Origin of the sequence: Stenotrophomonas sp. SAU14A_NAIMI4_5, assembly GCF_003086795.1 — a bacterium.
Classification (GTDB): domain Bacteria; phylum Pseudomonadota; class Gammaproteobacteria; order Xanthomonadales; family Xanthomonadaceae; genus Stenotrophomonas.
In genome coordinates this window covers 4242623-4263238 of the sequence record NZ_CP026003.1, presented here as the reverse complement: position 1 = coordinate 4263238, position 20616 = coordinate 4242623, and the positions used below count along the sequence as shown (strand labels likewise).

Below are 20616 nucleotides of genomic sequence, written 5' to 3'. Positions count from 1 at the left end.
ATGGGCCATGTCTCGCGGCCCTTTGCTCAAGGAAGACCGATGGTCAGGAAAGACCCGGACACCGAAACCCCCGTGGACGAGGCCTTCCGTCCCACCCTGGCCTGGATGGCCAACGAGATTGCCGCCGGCCGCGCGCCACAGGCCGCGAACGTGCCCACATGCAGCGCCGACACCTGGGATGTCATCACCGGCATCCTCGAGGACTACGGCGAAACCCTGGTGCCGCTCCCCGAGGCCGCCTGGGAAACCTCGGTCAGCCAGTGGTACGGCGAGCGCTGGAAGGTCCTGGTCGACCTGCATACCGTCGCGGAAGGGCGAAGTGACCTGGTAATGGACGTGGATATCATCGAAACGGAAGCCGGTTTCGAGTACACCCTGCATCTGGTCTACGTCCCCTGAGGAGGCACCATGAAGCCGAAACAATTCCGACTCACCGCCGAGCAGATCAGCCCGCTGCTGGAGGGCTATGGCGCGTGCATCGCCACCGATCGCATCACCGTTGACGGCCAGCCCGTGGGCTACTGCTATCGCGAGGAGCCCGACAACGACGTGGACAGTGGCTGGCGCTTTCTGGCCGGCGACGAGACCGAGGAGTACCTGGACGAACCGGGAAACTCTGGTGTGTACAACGTGAACACCATCGCCAACTACGATCGTGCCGTCCTGGCAGTGGTGGACGCGCCAGCGGGTACCGCCTTCGAACGCAGTGAAGACGGAAGGCTTCTGCCGGTCTGATCGGTGATGCCACGATTGGCGGATGCCGCCGGTTGGTCGGCACATCCATCCACGCATGGCGTGGATCTACTGGTAGATGCCAACCTTGGTTGGCACGTCCATCCGGGCAATTGATCCCGGCATCTCCCATCCTGGTGGGTGCCGACCGTTGGTCGGCACATCCCTCCGCGACCGTGGCACATCCATCCAAGCCCGGCGGCACTCCCATCGACCATCATCGCGCGACCTCCCCGCCGGCTGTGCTACTACGGCCGTGTCCCCCCTTCCTCTCCGGAGCACGACCATGGTCAACCCCGTCGCCCAGGCCCATCGCGGCTTGGGTACCACGCTTTTCAGCCTGCTGAATCCGATACCGTTCGGCTTCTTCGTCGGCGCCCTCATCTTCGACATCCTCTACCTCAACACCGCCGAGGTGATGTGGGGCAAGGCGGCCGCCTGGCTGATCACCTTCGGCCTGCTCATCGCCATCATCCCGCGGCTGATCAACCTGTTCGCGGTCTGGCGCCGCAACGGCACCGCCACCGGCCTTGACCGCGTGGATTTCCTGCTCAACCTGGTCGCCATCGTGCTGGCCATCTGGAACGCCTTCGTGCACAGCCGCGATGCCTACGCGGTGGCCGTGCCGGGCACCCTTCTTTCCGCGTTGACCGTGGGCCTGATCGCCATCGGTTTCATCCTGCTGTCGCTGCAGCTGCCGGTGCTGCACGGAGGTCGTCATGGCTGATCGCATCCTGCCCACGCTGGGCATCCTCTCGCTCTCGGTGATGCTGGCCGCCTGCGCGGGCAAGGCCGAATACCACCCGGCCGACCAGTCCGGTGCGCAGCCGCCGCTGCCCAAGCCGGCCAACTTCCTCATGCCGCCCATGCAGGTGCCCAAGGGCGTGGGCTGGGCCGACGGCCAGGCGCCCACCGTGGCCGAGGGCCTGAAGATCGAACGCATCGCCGCCAACCTGCAGCACCCGCGCCGCCTGCTCACCCTGCCCAATGGCGATGTGCTGGTGGTGGAAGGCAACGGCCCCGGCGAAGAACCGGTCACCACGCCCAAGCAGTGGATCGCCGGCAAGGTGAAGGCGCGCTCGGGCAAGGCCGGCAAGGGCGGCAACCGGGTCACCCTGCTGCGCCGCACGCCGGGCACCGATACCTGGACCCAGCACGTCTACATCGAAGGCCTGCATTCGCCGTTCGGCATCCAGCTCATCGGTGACACGCTGTACGTGGCCAACACCGGCAACATCATGCAGTACCACTACGTGCCCGGCGAAACCCGCATGACCGACAAGGGTCGCGAGTTCACCGACCTGCCCAGCACCATCAACCACCACTGGACCAAGGATCTGCGCGCGAGCGCCGATGGCAGCAAGTTGTACGTGGGCGTGGGCTCCAACAGCAACATCACCGAGAACGGCCTGGCCGTCGAATACCGCCGCGCGGTGGTGCTGGAAGTGGACGTGGCCACCCGTGGCAGCCGCATCTACGCGTCGGGCATCCGCAACCCCACCGGCCTGGACCTGGAGCCGAGCACCGGCAAGCTGTGGGCGGTCGCCAACGAGCGCGACGAGATCGGTGCCGACCTGGTGCCCGACTACCTGACCTCGGTGAAGGAAGACGGCTTCTACGGCTGGCCCTACAGCTACTACGGCCAGCACGTGGATGAGCGCGTGCAGCCGCAGCGGCCGGACCTGGTGGCCAAGGCCATCGTGCCCGACTACGCCATCGGCTCGCACGTGGCGCCGCTGGGCCTGATGTTCTACACCGCGCAGGCACTGCCGGCGAAGTACCACGGTGGCGCGTTCATCGGCGAACACGGCAGCTGGGACCGTTCGCCGCTGAGCGGCTACGAAGTGGTCTACGTCCAGTTCAAGGACGGCAAGCCGATCGGCCGCCCGGAAGCGGTGGTCAGCGGCTTCACCTCCAAGGATGAAAAGACCCTGATGGGCGCCCCGGTAGGCATGGCGATGGACGCCGACGGCGCGCTGCTGGTGGCCGACGATGTGGGCGATGTGGTCTGGCGGGTCTCGGCGAAGTAGAGTTCGCCCATCACCAACACCAGGCCATGGGCCGAGGAGTGACAGGGATGTCCAGGGCACTGATGTGGGCCGCGCTGCTGTGCACGGGCCTTGTGGTTGCCAACCCGGTGTCCGCATCGGGTTGGCAAGGCAGCTATTCCAACGTCTGCGTGCACCCGCAATCGGGTGACCTGCTGGGCGCGGAGTTGTCCTTCATCGCCTACGGCGGCGGCACGGCCGTGCTCTGGCAGCCCTTCGAAGGCGAGGGGCTGCCACCGCAGGTGCTGGTACTGCGCGAGGAAGGCGGTACCACGGTTGCGGCCGAGGCTGCGGGAGCGCCGGCGCTGTTTTCGATCACCCGTGAGCGCACGCGGATTCGTGTGCGTTACCTGCAGGGGCAGGATGGGGAAGCGATCGTGCTGCGGCCCGGTGCCGCGCAGTGGATGGGCGCCCGCCCGCCGGTGTGCCGGGCCTGAATTCCTGTTGCCCTGGCCTTTGTAGAGTCGAGCTTGCTCGACTGCTGTTGGTAGAAGCAGCCGAGCATGGGCTCGGCTCTACAGAAGATCAGAGGCAGTCGAGCAAGCTCGACTCTACACATTGGCCAGCACGCGTTTACACAGACGCGCTACTACCCCGCATCCCACTGAACACCGATTCCGCCGCAAACCCCACGCCCCCCAGCAGCACGCCGAAGTACACCACCGTGGCCACCACGAACGCATAACCCGCCGCCACCGCCGCGCCATCGCGCTGGATGAATCCGATTGCGAACGACATCAGCGCCAGCGCGGGCAAGGTGTTGCTGAAGGGAATCGGCCCCGCCGGCGCCATCAACAACAGCGTGGCAAACACCAGCGCCAGGTTGTTCAGCCGCATCATCTTCTTCGAACGCACCATCACCGCCAGCCGCATCGGCTGCGACAGCCGCTCCATGCGGTGCACCCACTTCAGGGCGCGGCCCAGGTTGGCCTTCAGCTTCTCGGTCGCCACCTCGCGCTCGGCCAGGCGGCGCGGTACCCACAGCGGGCGGTCGCGTACGCGGCTCAGGCCGATCAGCAGGATGGACGCACCGAACACCGTGCTCAGCCCGGGAATCGACACCGGAATCAGGAAGATCGCCGAGAGCAGGATCACGATCAGCATCAGCCCCTCATCGCCCAGCGCCTGCAGCAGCGTGCCCACGCGGATCTGCTCGCCGGGCAGGCCGTGGATCAGGTCTTCAATCTGCTCGGCCAGCGGTGCGGTGTCGGTGGCCTCGGGGGCGCGGTAGGTCATGCGTCTGGATCTCCAGGGTAGGGCGGTCATGGGGGCCGTCCTGCGGTGGGGGGCGCACAGGCTTGCTGAGTATCCCTGCAGCTGCGCCCGGCGGTATGAACCGCGCATGAGGCGGGCAGGCGCGCGACTGCCCTAAAATAGCGGTCCCCACATGCAAGGTTGGACGTTGATGGACATGGGCCGCAGGCAATCGACCATCGCACTGGTCGCCATCGATATGGATGGCACCCTGCTGGACCCCGCCCATAAGCTCACCGAGCGGGCCAAGGCGGCCATCGCGCAGGCGCGCGCGCTGGGCGTGCACATCGTGCTGACCAGCGGCCGCCCCGTGTCCGGCCTGGCGCCGTTCCTGCAGGAGCTGGGCATCAACGGCGATGATGACTACTGCATCGCCTGCAACGGCGGCCTGGTGCGGCGCCTGGGCACCGGCGAGAACGTGGCCGAGTTCCCGCTCAGCTTCGAAGACTTCCGTTACTGCGAACAGGTCGCGCGCGATATCGGCGTGCACTTCCAGGCCCTCGATGGCCAGCGCCTGTACACGCCCAACCAGGACATCAGCCGCTACACCGTCATCGACTCGCACCTCTCGCACGTGCCGCTGTCGTACCGCCGCGTGGAGGACATGGACCCGTCGATGTCCTTCATCAAGCTGATGATGATCGATGAGCCCGAGGTGCTGGACGCGGCCATCGCGCGCCTGCCGGCCGAACTGACCGAGCGCTTCGCCGTGCTGAAAAGTGCACCGTTCTTCCTGGAAGTGTTCGACCACCGCGCGGGCAAGGGGCCCAGCCTGCAGAAGCTGGCCGAGCACCTGGGCATCGACCGCGCCAACGTCATGGCCATCGGCGACCAGGAAAACGACCTGACCATGCTGCAGTTTGCCGGCACCAGCGTGGCGATGGGCAACGCCATCGACGCAGTGAAGGCGGTGGCGCGCTTTGAAACGGCCACCAATTCAGAAGATGGCGTGGCCAAGGCCATCGAACGTTTCGTGTTGCAGTAAGCCACTGCTCCGGTAGATGCCAACCTTGGTTGGCACACGTAGAAGCAACGCGCCGACCAACGTCGGCCTCTACCAGGCCCGCACGATACCTGCGTATAACCGCGCTGTACCACGGTGCAATGGTGCGCGCGGCACGGCAGTGCCACACTGCCGCCCGTCGAAACCACCCCATCGCCTCACCCGGCAGTTGACCGTCTTCTGCTGCCCCTGATCGGCGCGAACCGCGCCGCTCCCCCTTCAACGCAATCGCATTCCAGCCACAGCATCGCCGCCGGTGCTGCCACGCGCTGGGCATGCGCCTGCGTCCTCTTCCCCCTGCACCTGGATCTGGCCATGAACACTCCACCCACGACCCTGCTCGCCCTGGCACTCAGCGCCGCCCTCGCCGCACCGGCCTACGCCGCCGAAGCCAACGACGCCCCCACCACCCTCAATGCCCTGCAGGTCATCGCCACCCCGCGTGGTGCGGCCGTTGCCCCCACGCAGGTGGTCGGCCCCAACCGCTACATCATCAACGCCACCGACCTCGATGCCATGGTCACCGGCAACAACGGCCTGGCCATGCTCAAGGCCGTGCCCGGTGCCAGCTATACCGCCACCGATGGCCTGGGCCTGGATATCTCCGCCACCAGCCTGTTCGTGCGCGGTTTCCGCATGAATGAAATGGGCATCACCTTCGAAGGCGTGCCGCTGAACGACAACGGCTTTCTCTCCCTTACCGGTACCAGCGTGGTGAACGTGGGTGTGCCCGATGGCATCGGCGCGATCACCGTCAGCCCGGGTGGCGCGCCGGTCAGCGTGTTTTCCAGCAGCGCCAACGGTGGCAGCCTGGAATATCGCCTGCGCGACATGCAGGACACGCCCAGCCTGCGCATCAAGCAGGGCGTGGGCAGCAACCGCACCCTGGTCACCACGGTCTCTGCGCAGACCGGTCAGCTGGGCGAGCGCGGCCCGAAAGTGCTGGTGGACCTGCAGCGCGTCTCGGCGGACAAGTACCAGGGTGCAGGCACGCAGGATTTCCTGCGCGGCAACCTGAAAGCGCAGCAGGATGTGGCCTGGGGTGACTTCACCGTGTTTGCCTCCGACAGCAAGGCCAAGGTCTGGGGCTACAACAACATCTCCTTCGACATGATCCGCAAGCTGGGCTGGAAGGCAGACAGCTTCTATCCCGATTATGCGTGGGCGTACTACGTGGCCTCGCCAGAGAATGCGGACAAGTCTTGCGGTGCCTATACCTGCGGCGAGCTGTCCGAACTGATTCCCTACGATACCGGCCAGATCACCCGCGACCGGGTAGCGTCCATCAACCATCGCTTCCAGATCACGCCCGCACTCAGCGGCAATGTGCAGCTGTACAACGCCAACAGCCACACCCAGGCCACGCTCACCGACCCCACCGTGCCATCGCCCAACGGCGCGCCGTTCTCCGAGCAGGTGCAGACCCCGCGCGTGAACCGTCTCGGTGGCATGGCCAACCTGCAGTTCGAAGCCGGCGCGCACACGCTTACCGCAGGTTTCTGGCAGGAACAGAGCAAGGCCGCCGCCCGCACCGACTGGTACCAGCAGCCGCTGCTGGGGCAGGGCAAGCCGCTGAAGGCCACCGGCCCGTTCGATGTATATGGTCCGGCCTTCCTCACCGACAACGCCTCGCGCTGGGTCACCCGCTCGCAGCAGTTCTACCTGCACGATGACATCGCGCTGAGCGATACGTTGAAGCTGGGCGTCGGCTTCAAGGCCGTGGATTTCCGCACCGAAGGCGGTGGCCTCGGCGATGCGCCGGATCGACCGGTGTATGGCGCGCTGCGTGCCAAGGACAACTTCCTGCCGCAGGTCTCGCTGTACTGGAGCCCGAGCGATTCCACCGATGCCTTCATCGACGTGGCCAACACCATGAACGGCTACCGCGTGGCCCAGCGCGGCAACATCGGCTATACCGCCTCGGCGTGGACGATCACTGACCAGGACGAGTTCGACCGCGTGGCCGGCACGCTGCGGCCGGAGAAGAACTGGAACTTCACCATGGGTGCAACGCACCGCTTCGAGCGGCTGACACTGACCGGCGATGTGTTCTACAACGATATCCGCAACCGGTTGCTGTCGGCGGCCATCGGCACGCAGTTCGCGCAGATCAACACCGTGCGGCTGATGCCGAAGATGCATGTGATTGGTGCGGACCTGGGCATTACCGCGGACCTGAGTGAGCGCGTGCAGTTCTACCAGGGCGTGGCCGTGGCCCGCTCGTACTACGGCAGCGATTTCGTGGTGGGCGATACCGTGTACCCCATCAAGGGCAATGCCCAGCCCGGGTACCCGCAGGTCTCGCTGGTGAGCGATCTGTCGGCGCACTTTGGTGACTGGCGCTTTGGTGCCACCAGCACCTCGTACCTGCGCCAGCCGTTTACGTACGAGAACGATATCCGCGTGCCCACGTTCTGGCAGGTGAACACCTATGCCGCCTACACGCTGGGCGAGGGCAGTGTGCTGCCCGGGCTGGAGCTGCGGCTGGATGTCAGCAACCTGTTCAACCGCAACAACATCGGCACCGCCACGATTGCCGGCTCCTCGTTCTCGGGCGATTACCAGACGCTGCAGCGCAGCGCCCCACGGCAGGTGATGTTCAGCACCGCAATGCAGTTCTAACGGCGGGGTCGGATCCCTCCGCGCATGCGTAGGGCTCTGACCCCATCACCGTGAAACCTGCAATCCGGTAGCGCCGGGCCATGCCCGGCGAAATGTCTCCGGCGCACGCATCACCCGGGGTCAGAGCCCTTTGCTCCACAAAGGGATCCGACCCCTCACCGCGCTGCCCGCAATCCGGCGCGGTCGGATCCCTCCGCGAACGCGGAGGGCTCTGACCCCACCGCCGCGAATCCTGCCGACCGGGGCGCGCACGCCCCAGTAGATCCACGCCATGCGTGGATGCTCTTCGCAACCGGGGTCAGAGCCCTTTGCTCCGCAAAGGGATCCGACCCCTCACCGCGCTGCCCGCAATCGGGCGGGGTCGGATCCCTCCGCGAACGCGGAGGGCTCTGACCCCATCAACGTGAACCCTGCAACCGGGGGTCAGATCCCTTTGCTCCGCAAAGGGCTCCGACCCCTCTCTCCGCCGCACTTTGCACAACCCGCACTGATATTCCGGCACCAACGCAAGGTTCCCACAATGTTGCTGGGGCATGCTGTCCACCATGGCCCAGCCCGATCCCGTCTACCTGCCCACCCGCCCGCGTGCCCACGGACGCCCGCGCCCGGTGCCTTACGCGGCGCCGACGGTCGATCTCAAGGCCGAATACCAGTTCTGGCAGGCCTACGAACGCCTCGTGCGCCCACTCCCCGGCGGCGGCCTTCGCCTGGCCTGGCTGGTCTTCCAGAACGTCTACCGCGCCCGCGAACGCTTCCCGGATGACACCCACGAAGCCGCGCTCGCACGCGTCCTCTTCGGCAGCAACATGACGGCGAAGCGCGCCGCCGAGCTGCAGGACCTCTACGGCCTCGTCAGCCGCCGCCTGGCCACCGTCGCTGCAAGGGCCCCTAGGCCGTAGGTAGGTAGAGTCGAGCTTGCTCGACTGCTCCCCGCAGGAAAGGGCTCTGACCCCAGCCCAAGGCGTATCGTAGAGACGCGGCCACCCATCCGCGCCAGCGCAGGAAACGCCGATGTCTCTGCCCTCAGGCCATTACCGCATCCTCGCCTACCGCGGGTTCCACGACCTGCCGCGGCTGATGTGGGTGGCCGATGAGGCTTCACGCCAGTGGCTGCTCGATTGCCCCTTTGACGATGCGCTGGATGACTACGCAGCCGAGTACCGCGTGCACACCATGGGCACCGATGTGGAGCGCGCAGTGGAACCCTGGGAGAAGCACGCGTTAGGTCTGCTGGCCATGGTCGGTACCGTGCCAGTAGCTGCCCTCCACTTCGACGCCACCCACCGCGCCTCCTTCCACCTCACCTAGCACCCGACCCGTAGCGTCGAGCTTGCTCGACTACGCCTCACCTACCACCTATCGCCCAAACACGCACCGCTCCTCCTGCGGCACGCCCTCCACAACGTCCCGCAACCGCGCCTCCAGCCACGACGGCTCCCCGCGCTCGCCCATCGATCGCGCATCGCTCGGCTCCTCCACCAACCACTGCTGGAAGCTCTCCAACAGCCGCGCAACATCCGGTGCCCGCATCAGCGCATCCGAGGGCATCCGCAGCAGCACACGCGCGGGCGCGTTCTCCACCTCCATCACCGCCACGCCCTTGCAGCGAATCTCGAACGAGCCCGCGCCATCAGGGCGCGCATGGAACGAGAGCCCCTGCAGTGCCTGGCTCGACGCATACCCCATCGCCTCGCTGCGCAGTAGCCGGTACTCAACCACCGGCAGCTTCCGGTAAGCCGACACCTCATCGCCTGCGCGTGCGGGCCACTGCATCCACACCGCCCCAGCCAACCCCACGCACAGCACCGCCAAGGCGAAATACCACTGCTTCATCCCACACCTCCATCAACCCAGGCCGCAGGGGTCAGATCCTCCGCGCAGCGGAGGGCTCTGACCCCAACACCCCCAAACCACTGAGGCCGGGCCGCGGGGTCGGAGCCCTCCGCCACGCGGAGGGCTCTGACCCCAAGTAGATCCACGCCACGCGTGGATGCCCTTCGCGAGCAATCCAAAAACCCTCACCCCTCCGGCCGCACCCGCTCCTGGATAAACGCCGTAAGCGCAAGCGCAGCCATCGCCAACCCCTCCAACACGCGATCCCCCACGTACTGGTCAGAGTCACCGTTCTGCTGCGCGCGAATCGCCGCCAGCAGAATCTCCTGCACCACGCGCTGGCCTGCCAACGCGCAGTCCGCATCGGCCATGGCGATCTGCCGGCCGCGAAGGTGATGGCGCTCAGGCCACGGCTGTCCATCGGACGCCGCACCCGCACCAATGCTGCGCAGGAGGGCGATGAGGGTGTTGGGGTCCAGGCCGGGCGAGGGCGCTTCCTGGATGGGATGCGGGGGAGGGGAATGCGGCGTGTTCATGGCAGGCTCCGTGCAAGCAGGCAGAAGCCGCCACCGTTAAAGGTGGCGGACGATGCGTGGCTCGAAAACCGGATGCTGTTGTACCGGCGGGCACGAGGCCCCCACGCACCGTCCGCCATAGCCGGCAGACGGATTGCCAGCCGGCACCACGCGGGGTGGTGCCGGCTGACAAGCGTAAACAACAACAGCAAATCGGGTTTTCGACGCCCGGCCACCCTTTGTCGGTGGCGCTGCCAGAGTTGCCTGATGTTGTTGCGATTGCCAAGAGGTTAGGGGCAATGCCGCCACAACCCAAGGCACTCTCGTAATTTTCGTATTGGGGGCGGAAGCAGGATCGGCCTGGCGCATAAGGATTTCGGCGTTTTCGCGGCGGATGCGTCAGTTTCCCCATGCGACCTTGTGAGCATGGCAGATGCGACAGGACTGCCATCGTCAGCTTTCCGGAGCGTCGTCGTCCCAGCCATCAGGTCCATGCGCCAAACTGCCTGCTGGAGGGATCTGGTTTGCCGGTGGGCAGGACACCGGCATCAACAACAGCGGGCCCGGGCACTGAATTTAGGATTCAAACGAAATCGATACGGCGCGACTTGCAACCGAACAGCATCTGAGGGATAAAGACCCCGTTCAGCTCCACCGAACATCGGCTCAGGGACGATCCGGAAGATGACGTGATGTCGCTCGCGCTCACGTTCTCGTCCCCGCCGACGCTGCGTTCGTCCACTGAGGGAAAACAGGGATGTTGAATCGACTCAAGACGCTATCGCATGCCGCAGTGGCAATGCTGGTGCTCGGCTGCATGGCTCCGCTGGCGGTGCAGGGCCAGGAAAGCAAAATTACCTGGCGTATTTCCCAGCCTGCCGGCAATGCCTCGGAATTCAGTACACAGCAGGAGGCAGTTGAGGCCTTCAAGACGCTGCCTGTGCCGCCTGGTGTGCCTGCTGAATACCAACATGTTTGGGCGAACGTAAAGACGATCAAGTCGAAGTCTGTTGCCTTTGGCGGAAGTGTGGCCATCACCTATTGGATAGGGATGAGCGAGCCTACTGATCCCGAGTGGACTTACAACATGCGCTTTGAGACTGAAGCGGAGTTGATCGCTGATTTCCTGCAGTACGAGCAGAACCCCTCCTGCCCTGGAAGAGCGTTGACACCTCTGGGGGCCTGGCAGGAGATCTATCCAGGGATGGAGGGTCGCGTCGAGTTGCGGCACTACCGCTCAACCGTCATGTACGGAGACAACATCGACTATCCCTGTGAGGCATTCGAAAGCGAGATTGCGATCTCTCGCATGCGCCGCCTCAACTGTCCCGTTGAAGCAACCGGGTGGTCCGACAAGTACGAAGCGTGTGTCAACGAAGACTTCGTCGCCACCATCACTTCCAAGACAGTGGAATGCGATGCCAGTGGCGGTGGCGGTCTGTGCGGCCAAGGCGGCGGCCGGGCAAGGTGCGATGGAAGTGTCGGCAACCCCTGCGATGTGAAAACCGGCGAGAAATATGAAATCGCCGAAGACTTCGACCTTGGCTGGATCAATCTGACCCGTCACTATCACTCCGGCATATCCACCAGCATCGGTGGTTTTGGCCACGGATGGACACACTCACTGGATGTGCAGTTGGCGTTGGATGACAACGACAACGTGGGCCTTATCGAAGGCACAGGCTACCAGCGTCCCTTCAAGCGAGTGGGGCAGGCATTTGAGGCCGCTGATGGCAGCGGTGATCGTCTTGTCCAGAACGGCAACTGGACCCTGTACTCGGCCGGCGAGGTCTCCACCTTTGATGCTAACGGCCGCTTGACGGCCAAGCAGTTCACGGACGGCACTTCGCTGGCATACCTCTACGACGACAGCGATCGCATCGCGGCCGTTGTGCACAGCAGTGGCCGCAGGCTGGAGTTCGTCTACCCGTCGAACGACTACGATGCGTTGATCAGCTCGGTGCTGGTGGAAGGCGTGCCGCTCACCACATACACCTACACCCCGCAGAACCAGGTGGCCACGGTGACGCACGCAGGGGGAGGTGTGCGGACGTACCACTACGAAAACAGCAATTTCCCCCAGCACCTGACCGGCCTCACCGCTGAGGATGGTCGCCGCTACAGCACCTTCATCTACGATTCGATCGGTCGGGTCATCTCCAGCCAACACGCAGGCGGAGCCGATGGCGTAACCCTCGCCTACAGCCCCGCAGGTGGTGCGGTCGTGACCGACGCACTCGGTCGCCAGACCGATTACACCCTGACGCCGGGTGGTGCCACGGCGCCGCCACGCAAAGTCGCGGGTGTGAGCGATTCCCAGGGCGCGGTAAGCCGCACGTACTACGACCAGAGCGTTGATTTCCGTCGCCGGCTCGACACCTATACCGACCAGCGCGGCGTCCAGACCAAGCACACCTATGCCGAAGCCTCCGATCCGGTGAGTGGCCGCCCGGTCAGCATCCATACAATGAACGAAGCCGTGGGTACGCCCGAACAGCGCACGACACGGATTACGCGCGACGTGCAGACGAACGTGGTGCTGGCCACCCAGGTGGGCAACCGCACCGTCGGCACCACCTACAACGCCCGCTTCCAGCCCACCGCTACCACCGTAACCGACACGGCTACCGGCCAAGCGCGCACAACCCTCTACAGCTACTGCGACGCTGCTGATGTAGCCGCCGCGGGCGACTGCCCGGTGGAGGGCCTGTTGAAGCGTGTGGACGGCCCCCGCACCGACGTGGCCGACACCGCCACGTACGCCTACTACGCCGGAGACGACGCCGGATGCGCGACCAATGGTGCCTGCACCCATCGCAAGGGCGACGTGCGCAGCGTTACCAATGCACTCGGGCAGACGGTGGAGACGCTGGCCTACGACACCTACGGGCGGCCGCTGTCAGTGAAGGATGCCAATGGTGTGGTCACCGACTACACCTACCATGCCCGTGGCTGGCCGACTTCGGTCACCGTGCGTGGGGCCACCACGGCTAAGGATCGTGTCACCCAGATCAGCTATTGGCCGACCGGCCAGGTGCAGCAGATCACCGAGCCCGATGGCAGCAGCGTGACCTATGTCTACGACGCCGCGCAGCGGCTGACGGACGTGGCTGACAGTGCCGGTAACACGATTCACTACTCGCTGGACAATGCCGGCAACCGCCTGGACGAAAACACCGTTGATGCCGGCGGCACGCTGCGGCGCACACTGGCGCGTACCTACAACACCTTGGGCCAGCTGACCGCCTTGAAGGATGCCAGCGGCCACGCCACCGGCTTCACCTACGATGCCAACGGCAATCCGCAGACGGTCACCGACGCCCTGCAGCGCGTGACCCGCCAGCAGTACGACCCGTTGAACCGTCTGGCGCAGACCCTGCAGGATGTCGGTGGCGTGGAGGCGGAGATCGGCAGCCAGTACAACGCCTTGGACCAGGTGACCCAGGTGACTGACCCGAAGGGCCTGCACACCACCTATGCCTACAACGGCTTTGGTGACCTGACCGGGCAGGTGAGCCCGGACAGCGGCAGTACCGGTTTCACCGTGGACGCAGCGGGCAACCGCAAGACAGCTACCGACGCGCGGGGTATCACCGCCGCGTACACCTACGATGCGCTCAACCGTCTAATCGGCGTGGCCTACCCCGACCCCAACATGGATGTGGGCTATCACTACGACGTGGCCCCGGCGGTGTGTGCAAGCGACGAGCGCTTTGCCAAGGGCCGGCTGGGGCAGGTGCTGCATGCCAATGGCAGCACCCAGTACTGCCATGACCGCTTCGGGCAGATCACCCGCAAGGTGCAGACCGTGAACGGCGTCGCCAGCACCTTGCGCTACACGTACAGCAAGTCCGGTAGCCTCGCATCGTTGACCTACCCGGATGGCAGCGTGGCTGACTACGTGCGCGACACGCTGGGCCGCATCAGCCAGATTGGCCTGACGCGACCGGGGCAGGCGCGACAGGTCGTGGTCAACGACGTGACCTATGCGGCATTCGGCCCGGCCACCGGCTGGACCTACGGCAACGGCCGGCAGCTGCAGCGCCCGCTGGATCTGGACTACCGCCCTCAGGCCGTGCACGACCCGGCTACCGGCGGCCTGTCCCTGGGCTTTGGCTATGACGCGGTGGGCTCGATCACCGAGTTGAAGAACGGCACCGGTTCAGCCGTGCTTGCGAAGTACGCCTATGACACGCTGGGCCGCCTGACCCAGACCCAGGACGGTGCAACGAGCACGCCAATTGAAACCTATGGCTATGACGCCACGGGCAACCGCACCTCGCTCACCACCTCGGCTGGCACGTCGACTTACAGCTATCCGGCCACCAGCCATCGCTTGACCGCCGTGGATGGCGAGGCGCGCAGCCATGACGCAGCGGGCAACACCACCAGCATCGGCAGCAAGGTGTTCACCTACAACGATGCCAACCGTATGAATGCGGTGAAGCAGGGCAATGCAGTGCTGGAAAGCTACGGCTATAACCATCGCGGTGAGCGTGTACTGCGCGCCCCGGAAGGCGGAAATACCCAGATCACGGTGTACAACGAAGCCGGGCAGTGGCTGGGCAACTACTCGGCAACGGGGCAAGCCCAGCAGCAGGCGATCTGGCTGGACAACTACCCGGTGGCGTTGATCAATGCGGCGGGTGCTGGTGTGCCGGAGCTGGCATACATCCAGCCGGATCATCTGGGCACCCCACGCGTGGTGATCGATCCTGTGCGCGATGTGGCGATCTGGGAGTGGAGCAGCAAGAGCGAAGTATTTGGTAACCAAGCGCCGGCCAATGATCCCGATGGGGATGGTGTGGAGTTTGATCTCGCGTTGCGCTTCCCGGGGCAGCAGGCGACGGAGGCAAGTGGGCTGTTCTTTAACTACCACAGGGAGTATGAGCCGAACGTAGGTCGCTATTTCCAGAGCGATCCGATAGGTCTGTCCGGCGGTATTAATACCTACTTATATACCGGGGCTGGTCCTGTTGCGAGGATTGATCCGTTAGGGCTGGATTACCTTATTGTTGGTGGTGGCGTTCGAGAGGGTAGTCTAAACTTCTTCGGACATGTCGGGATTGCTATTAGTGACAATGGGATGTATAGCTACGGAAACGACACGCCCCTGGGAAGTTCTCCCGTTGAATATCTGCGTTCGCAGAGTGAAGTCCGCAATCAGACCGTTGTACTGGTGCCTGCGACGCCGCAGCAGAGCCTGGCGTCGGCGCAGTACCTTTCTCGCGCACACCCTGGAATGAATAGTGTTGGATTTTTTGATAATTGCGCTGTGCGGTCAAATGAGGGCTTGATGGCGGGCGGAATGTCTACTTTGCAGAGTCCATTTCCTGGGGGTATGACAAGAGCGGCCTCTAGGCTTCCGGGGGCGCGAACGTTCTACATCCCCAAGGGCGGTGATATTCCGAAAGAGCTGTTGGATGCCCTGCCGGCTTACGAAAAAAAGGCAGTCATGTCGGGAGGTAATCGTTGAAAGCTTTTCTCTTTATCGTCGTGGCCCTGGTTGTAATCTATATCGGGAGTTGTTCGGCAGTATCTGTTACAACCACAAAGAAATTTGATCAAATTCGAGAGGGGGATTCTAGAGTCTCAGTGCTGGAGTCGCTGGGTAGAGCTGATTTCGTTGAAACCGAGGGCGAAAGATTCACTCGATATGCGAGTGTCAAATGTAGCCAGAGGTGCGTTGAGCGGCTGTGGTATGAGAACAGGCTTAGTCTAGACACTGAAGCGTGGTCTATCGAAGTGGATGCCAACGGAAACGTCATACACACTGCGCATTGGACATCGCCCTGACCTGCTGGTACATAGGAAGCTCGCTCTACAGATTGCCTGTGAGTCGAGGATTCATCTGACTGCTCACTTGAGATTGCGGACAAATTCTCATTAGAACTCCCGAGCTGAGCTGTGAGTTTGGGTGCGCAAACAGCATTGGGTAGCAATGTCCGCTTCTGGCCGATAGCGGACGTAGGAAGGACCTAAACAGCCAGCCCGGTGCTGACGTCAGCTTTTGACCCAGAGCATAAAAATGCACTTATGTCGTCAATCGTTTGTTGGATGAGGCGCTTGGGAGTGTCATTAAGCGCTGACGACAGCAGATCGACAGTGCGAAGCCCGCCCGTATACATCGGGCTGCCTCTGCCTTGACAGGGTCTTGGCGCACGCCGTGGATACTTCGGCCGTCGCCACCTTGCAGGAGCTCCCGCCATGAGTGCCCGGTTAGATGCAGCGCCGAAAGTCGTCCGTCAGGAGGCTCTGCCGCTGGATTGCGGCGAGTCGGTGGTGGTGGTTGAACTGGACAGCGTGCCGGGGCGCGGCTGGGCCAAGGCCTTGAAGCGGGTCCTGGCGGATACGGAAGGTCTCGAGTCCACGCAGCTGCGATGCGATGGCCGCTTCGCCTACCTCATCGGCGTGGACCTGGACCAGCGCGGTACCACGCACCGCATCAACCAGGCCCTCGCCGCCGCCAGCGAGCGGACTGGGGGCGGCACGCCGGCGATGGCGCCTGCCGCTGCCATACCCGCTGCGGCCGCAGCCGCTCCGCCGGCCTGAGCGGGCGTCCTTTACCCGCGCCCGGACGCAGCAGCAGTCATCTGGTATCGCTGACACCTGTCACTTGTTCAGGTAGCCCGGTCCATCAATAGTGAGCGTCACCAACCGCCCTCCGTGCGGGCACTCACTGAAAGGACCTCCCGTGAACCTGCTGCTGCCCATCCTCTCGCACACCCCGATCTGGGTCTGGGTGATCCTGGCGTACCTCATCACCCGCGGCGTCGCGGCCATGCGGCCAGGACAGACCTCGCTGCGGCGGCTGGCGATCGTGCCGGCGCTGTTCACGGTGTGGGGCATCTGGTCGATCAGCCACCGCTACGGCGGTTCGCTGGTGGCGTGGAGCGAGTGGCTCGCCGGCATCTGCGCGGGCGCGATGCTGGGCTGGGTGCTGCTGCGGCGGGCGACGCTGACGGTGAATGAAGCGACGGGCCGTTTGTGGCGCAGCGCGGATTACAGCCTGCTGCCGCTGCTGCTGGTCACGTTCCTGGTGAAGTACGGGTTCGAGGTGGCGCTTGCGGTGTCGCCTGCGCTGAGTGCCAATGGAAACTTCAGTGCTGCGTATCTGCTGCTGTCCGGTGGGTTCACCGGCATCTTTGTTGGCAAGTACGTGCGGTATCTGTCGGTGCTGCGCAAGGGCATTCCCAGCAATCTGGGCCCGGTGCATTGAGGTAGGGAGGGGCTTGGGGCTTTGCGGGCTCCCTTCGACCTGCTGCCCTATGACGGTGTCTGCTGCTGGCCGAAAGAGGACGTTCGGGGCGGCGGAGGAGCCGAACGCTGGTAATGTCCGCATCCGACGGCGGTTTCAACTGGTCAATGGAACACTTTATTGATATCGCTCGATCAGTGTTTGGAAGCTCAAGGCCTTGCATGGCCGCGCTTTCAGTCGCCTGGCCACGCTGGTTGAGCTTGGCTTGGGAGAAGCTCGGCAGATCAACGCCCTTCGGGAAACAGTGACGCAGCAGATCAGTGCCCTTTCGTCGGCGATCCAGGTGATTGATCGGCGGCTTCTGGGGCTCGGTCGCAAACGGGTTGCCACGTCCCCGCGTGGATGGCAACGTGCAGCGGCGATCACGTCCACCTCGAGCCCCGCATGACTCCCGTTGCCCTGTATTCGCCCGATCCAGCCCGCGGCTGGCTGCCTTGGGTCTGGCTCACACCGATCCTGATGATCCTGTTCAACGCGGTACCGGTGATCGCGCTGGACGGGTGGATGCAGTCGCAGCATTGGTCGACGCCGAGCGGCGATCCGATCGGACTCGCTGGTTTGCATGCGCTGCTGTGGATCGGCTTTGCGCCAACGCTGGCGGCCGTGCTCGCCTGGGTACGCTTGGTCGAAGGGCGCTCGCTGGCGAGTATCGGGCTGACCGGTCCGGTACCGCTGAAAACCGTCCTGCGCGGACTTGCCGTTGGATTCGGCACAGTCGCGCTGGTCGTAGTCACGATCTGGATGGCAGGCGGCATGCAGGCCGCAGGCTTGGGGCAGGCATGGCGCTCGCCCGTGAGTCTGCTGCACATCGGTCTGCTGCTAGTAAGTTTCATGTTCCAGGCGAGCGTGGAGGAAGTCATCTTCCGCGGTTGGATGCTGTCGGCGGTGGCGCGCAAGACCAATGTCGCCGTGGCAGTGCTGCTGGTGTCGCTCGTTTTCTGCTTCCTGCATTTCAGTCCGCACCAGCCGCCTCTGGTCATGCTCAGCACGTTCCTGTTCTCGCTGTTCGCCTGCGCCTGGGCACTGTGGACCGGCAATATCTGGGGCGTGATGGGCTGGCACGCGGGGTGGAACTGGTTGCTCGCAACCGGCTTCGAACTGCCCGTCACCGGCATGGATGCGCACTTGCCGGCGCTGCTGGTTGCGCTGCGCCCGCAAGGCCTGGACACCCTCACCGGTGGCGCGCAAGGGCCGGAAGGTAGTTACCTGTGCAGCGTTTTCTTCGTCGCCGCGGTCGCGTGGATCCAGTGGCGAAAGACGCGTGGAGCTCACAACGTCTCGCCGACCAGCAGGTAACGCCACTGCCGGGGCGGCACCTCCCCGATCCGGCTCCTACCGATCGCATGCTGGTTCGCGCCGTACCGGCGACGACCAAGCAATGGAGCGCCTGCTAGCGATCGTCGGGCCGATCTCAAGTGGCTTGAGCAAACTTCCGGGTTTTGCGCGGCGCCCAGATGGGGCGACTCAGCGCCAGGCCTCATCAAGGGTGGCCATCGCGTCTGCGGCCGGAACCGGGCGGCCGAAATACCACCCCTGCCCAACGGCATACGGAGCAATCTGAGACAGCACGCGCGCCTGCTCCTCGGTCTCCACGCCTTCTACAATGACATCGAGCCCCAGCTCCAGCGCGATGCGACACATTCCTGGCAGGACCGGCCGCAGCGGAGAATCCTCAGTGATGGCTGCCACGAACATGCGATCCAGCTTTACTCCTCCGAACGGAGATTGGGCCAACTGGGAGAAGTTCGCGGCACCGGTTCCAAAGTCGTCGATCAGAAACTGGTAGCCCAGACGCGAAAGCGCGCGCATGTTGTCCTTGGCAGTCTCGGAAACGAGTTCTTCCCGCTCGGTAATCTCGATGCGAAGCTGGTGGGGGCAAACGCCAGAATCCCTGGTGATGCTGGTGATATAGCGAACAATGCAGTCCTGGGCCATGTCTGTCGGCTCGGCATTGACGCTCACGTAGAGACTATCGTGCTGACGGAATGCGGGAGACAGCTCATCCATCGCCGTGGAAAGGACGTACCGGAAGAGGTCAGCCGTCAGCCCAAACCTGTGGGCGATCGGCACGAAGAAGCTGGGCGGAATTTCGTCCTCGCCGGGTGGTCGCCAGCGACTGAGTACTTCAAATCCCACCAGCTCACCCGTGGCGATGCGACGCAGCGGTTGATACGCCAACTCGATCTCACCCTGTTTCAGTGCGAGCAGCAAGCGTCGCTCGATCGTCTGCCGCGCTGTAACGTGATGTCTGATCAGAAGGAGCGCGAGGAGCAGGCCGACGCAGGCGCCCACCGCAAGAATGGCGGCAAGCAGCACCAACGGCAGTTCCCACACGCCACTCCTGGGACTGGTGACGAACGCACAGATATCTGTCACACGGCTGCACTGCTGGGCGTGCACTGCGGTTCGCCCCTCCTCACCGCCTAGCGCAGGCAGGCTGCGGAAGGCGAAGGATCGGTCCTTCTTCTCCACGCTGATGGAGCTGGTGCGTGCAGGGTCCAAGCTCTCAAAAGCTGTAGGGGAAGACACGGTGAACGTGTCACCTTGAGCAATCAGATTCGTACCACGGTAAGGCGAGCCCGCGATGTCCGATGAGTACCAGAGGCGGATGGAGCCGCTGGCGAACCGCGGGGGCGGCAGGCTGAATGGGCGCGATAATCCCCATAATGCGCTGCACAGAACGCGGCCGCCTCGAATGCGCCCTATATCGCTGATGTAGCTGGAGCTGAAAGCGATCTCTTTCAAAGCGTCGATGTCGTCGGCAGAGCAGGTTGGCCGCTCGAGGCGAGAGGCTTGACTGGACGCGATACGCCTCGCCTCGGAAATGGCCTCCGCGCGCGCCAACGCAGCGTCGGCAAGTCTCTCCGATTCCTCCATGTCGCGGACGTAAAGCACTGCCTGGGCGACGACGAGTACCACGAGTATGCAGGTCGTCATTGCTCCAACGACCGTCAACACAATGGGAACGCGATCTACTGGAACCTTCAAGGCAACCCCCGATCTGAATAGCGCCATCGCTTCGCTGGGCCCATTGCCTTCCACACCTGGTCACTGGGTTATCGGCGAGCCTGGCAAAGTCTTCAGCGCTAACTTACAAGGCCTGCGGACGCGGGGGTGACGCAAGCGCGGCCGACCCTGAACCGTACATCTGAGCCCATGCTCTGCGCTGCACGAGCTCTATGGCAACGCCATTGCAGGACTTGGGCGAGCTGGTTGTGGCCTGCCGGAGGTGCATCTGGCCTCAGTAAAGCAAGGCAGGCCGAGGCCGTCACCACGCGGAGCCTGTGGGACAGGGTCGCTGAGCTGATTGAAACGGCTTGCTGCATTCAGCGAGACAATATCAAGACTCGC

The 20616-nt window shown here is 64.0% G+C and carries 17 protein-coding genes; 13 read left to right on the top strand and 4 right to left on the bottom strand.

Translation table 11 applies throughout. The features are described 5' to 3' along the window. Positions 1–39: 39 nt before the first annotated feature. The 5 genes from C1925_RS19505 to C1925_RS19485 all read left to right on the top strand — a co-directional run bounded on the left by C1925_RS19505 (position 40) and on the right by C1925_RS19485 (position 3217). A complete protein-coding gene (locus tag C1925_RS19505; protein WP_108770334.1) occupies positions 40–399 on the top strand; it encodes a hypothetical protein in 360 nt (119 codons plus the stop codon). A gap of 9 nt (positions 400–408) precedes the next feature. Then, positions 409–735, top strand: coding sequence for a DUF2185 domain-containing protein (locus C1925_RS19500; RefSeq protein WP_108770333.1), 327 nt, complete (start codon positions 409–411; stop codon positions 733–735). 283 nt (positions 736–1018) lie between these two features. After that, positions 1019–1459 (top strand): DUF2231 domain-containing protein, encoded by a 441-nt coding sequence (locus tag C1925_RS19495; protein WP_108770332.1) that lies wholly within the window; start codon positions 1019–1021, stop codon positions 1457–1459. Beyond that, positions 1452–2762 (top strand): sorbosone dehydrogenase family protein, encoded by a 1311-nt coding sequence (locus C1925_RS19490; RefSeq protein WP_108770331.1) that lies wholly within the window; start codon positions 1452–1454, stop codon positions 2760–2762. Before C1925_RS19495 ends, C1925_RS19490 begins: the two co-directional genes overlap by 8 nt. Positions 2763–2809: 47 nt before the next feature. Beyond that, positions 2810–3217, top strand: coding sequence for a hypothetical protein (locus tag C1925_RS19485; RefSeq protein ID WP_159097576.1), 408 nt, complete (start codon positions 2810–2812; stop codon positions 3215–3217). Between the two features lie 136 nt (positions 3218–3353). On the opposite strand, the gene C1925_RS19480 is transcribed toward C1925_RS19485, so the two are convergent. Then, positions 3354–4016 carry an exopolysaccharide biosynthesis protein gene (locus C1925_RS19480; protein WP_108770329.1) on the bottom strand — a complete coding sequence of 221 codons (663 nt, stop codon included), beginning with the start codon at positions 4014–4016 and terminating at the stop codon, positions 3354–3356. 169 nt (positions 4017–4185) lie between these two features. Between C1925_RS19480 and yidA the strand changes: the two genes are divergently transcribed. From yidA to C1925_RS19460, 4 genes are all read left to right on the top strand, one after another. Further along, on the top strand, positions 4186–5019 hold the full coding sequence (yidA, locus tag C1925_RS19475) for a sugar-phosphatase (RefSeq protein WP_108770328.1): 834 nt from the start codon (positions 4186–4188) through the stop codon (positions 5017–5019). Between the two features lie 333 nt (positions 5020–5352). Next, on the top strand, positions 5353–7659 hold the full coding sequence (locus C1925_RS19470; protein WP_108770327.1) for a TonB-dependent receptor: 2307 nt from the start codon (positions 5353–5355) through the stop codon (positions 7657–7659). Positions 7660–8192: 533 nt separating this feature from the next. Next, entirely contained in the window at positions 8193–8558 is a 366-nt protein-coding gene (locus C1925_RS19465) for a hypothetical protein (protein WP_254051350.1), read from the top strand. Positions 8559–8670: 112 nt separating this feature from the next. Continuing rightward, the gene (locus tag C1925_RS19460; RefSeq protein WP_108770326.1) at positions 8671–8967 is read left to right on the top strand and encodes a hypothetical protein; all 297 of its coding nucleotides are present in this window, start codon (positions 8671–8673) and stop codon (positions 8965–8967) included. A 48-nt stretch (positions 8968–9015) separates the two neighbouring features. Here C1925_RS19460 and C1925_RS19455 read toward each other — a convergent pair whose 3' ends face one another. Beyond that, positions 9016–9492 carry a cold-shock protein gene (locus tag C1925_RS19455; protein WP_108770325.1) on the bottom strand — a complete coding sequence of 159 codons (477 nt, stop codon included), beginning with the start codon at positions 9490–9492 and terminating at the stop codon, positions 9016–9018. A 185-nt stretch (positions 9493–9677) separates the two neighbouring features. Then, positions 9678–10028: a hypothetical protein gene (locus C1925_RS19450; protein WP_108770324.1), complete on the bottom strand. Its 351-nt coding sequence runs from the start codon at positions 10026–10028 to the stop codon at positions 9678–9680. Between the two features lie 736 nt (positions 10029–10764). On the opposite strand from C1925_RS19450, the gene C1925_RS19445 reads away from it, so the two are divergent. The 4 genes from C1925_RS19445 to C1925_RS19430 all read left to right on the top strand — a co-directional run bounded on the left by C1925_RS19445 (position 10765) and on the right by C1925_RS19430 (position 18561). Beyond that, the gene (locus C1925_RS19445) at positions 10765–15483 is read left to right on the top strand and encodes an RHS repeat-associated core domain-containing protein (RefSeq protein ID WP_108770323.1); all 4719 of its coding nucleotides are present in this window, start codon (positions 10765–10767) and stop codon (positions 15481–15483) included. A 731-nt stretch (positions 15484–16214) separates the two neighbouring features. After that, complete coding sequence (locus tag C1925_RS19440) at positions 16215–16559, top strand: hypothetical protein (RefSeq protein WP_108770322.1); 345 nt, start codon at positions 16215–16217, stop codon at positions 16557–16559. A 142-nt stretch (positions 16560–16701) separates the two neighbouring features. Then, a complete protein-coding gene (locus tag C1925_RS19435; RefSeq protein WP_108770321.1) occupies positions 16702–17226 on the top strand; it encodes a DUF6622 family protein in 525 nt (174 codons plus the stop codon). A 423-nt stretch (positions 17227–17649) separates the two neighbouring features. Continuing rightward, on the top strand, positions 17650–18561 hold the full coding sequence (locus C1925_RS19430; protein WP_108770320.1) for a type II CAAX endopeptidase family protein: 912 nt from the start codon (positions 17650–17652) through the stop codon (positions 18559–18561). Between the two features lie 168 nt (positions 18562–18729). Here the strand turns inward: C1925_RS19430 and C1925_RS19425 are convergent, their stop codons facing one another. Next, entirely contained in the window at positions 18730–20202 is a 1473-nt protein-coding gene (locus tag C1925_RS19425; protein WP_108770772.1) for an EAL domain-containing protein, read from the bottom strand. Between the last annotated feature and the right edge of the window lie 414 nt (positions 20203–20616).

Coding starts and splice junctions, on each gene's coding strand:
- C1925_RS19505 (WP_108770334.1), top strand. CDS start 40: ATGGTCAGGAAAGACCCGGACACCGAAACCCCCGTGGACGAGGCCTTC.
- C1925_RS19500 (WP_108770333.1), top strand. CDS start 409: ATGAAGCCGAAACAATTCCGACTCACCGCCGAGCAGATCAGCCCGCTG.
- C1925_RS19495 (WP_108770332.1), top strand. CDS start 1,019: ATGGTCAACCCCGTCGCCCAGGCCCATCGCGGCTTGGGTACCACGCTT.
- C1925_RS19490 (WP_108770331.1), top strand. CDS start 1,452: ATGGCTGATCGCATCCTGCCCACGCTGGGCATCCTCTCGCTCTCGGTG.
- C1925_RS19485 (WP_159097576.1), top strand. CDS start 2,810: ATGTCCAGGGCACTGATGTGGGCCGCGCTGCTGTGCACGGGCCTTGTG.
- C1925_RS19480 (WP_108770329.1), bottom strand. CDS start 4,016: ATGACCTACCGCGCCCCCGAGGCCACCGACACCGCACCGCTGGCCGAG.
- yidA (WP_108770328.1), top strand. CDS start 4,186: ATGGACATGGGCCGCAGGCAATCGACCATCGCACTGGTCGCCATCGAT.
- C1925_RS19470 (WP_108770327.1), top strand. CDS start 5,353: ATGAACACTCCACCCACGACCCTGCTCGCCCTGGCACTCAGCGCCGCC.
- C1925_RS19465 (WP_254051350.1), top strand. CDS start 8,193: ATGCTGTCCACCATGGCCCAGCCCGATCCCGTCTACCTGCCCACCCGC.
- C1925_RS19460 (WP_108770326.1), top strand. CDS start 8,671: ATGTCTCTGCCCTCAGGCCATTACCGCATCCTCGCCTACCGCGGGTTC.
- C1925_RS19455 (WP_108770325.1), bottom strand. CDS start 9,492: ATGAAGCAGTGGTATTTCGCCTTGGCGGTGCTGTGCGTGGGGTTGGCT.
- C1925_RS19450 (WP_108770324.1), bottom strand. CDS start 10,028: ATGAACACGCCGCATTCCCCTCCCCCGCATCCCATCCAGGAAGCGCCC.
- C1925_RS19445 (WP_108770323.1), top strand. CDS start 10,765: ATGTTGAATCGACTCAAGACGCTATCGCATGCCGCAGTGGCAATGCTG.
- C1925_RS19440 (WP_108770322.1), top strand. CDS start 16,215: ATGAGTGCCCGGTTAGATGCAGCGCCGAAAGTCGTCCGTCAGGAGGCT.
- C1925_RS19430 (WP_108770320.1), top strand. CDS start 17,650: ATGACTCCCGTTGCCCTGTATTCGCCCGATCCAGCCCGCGGCTGGCTG.
- C1925_RS19425 (WP_108770772.1), bottom strand. CDS start 20,202: ATGACGACCTGCATACTCGTGGTACTCGTCGTCGCCCAGGCAGTGCTT.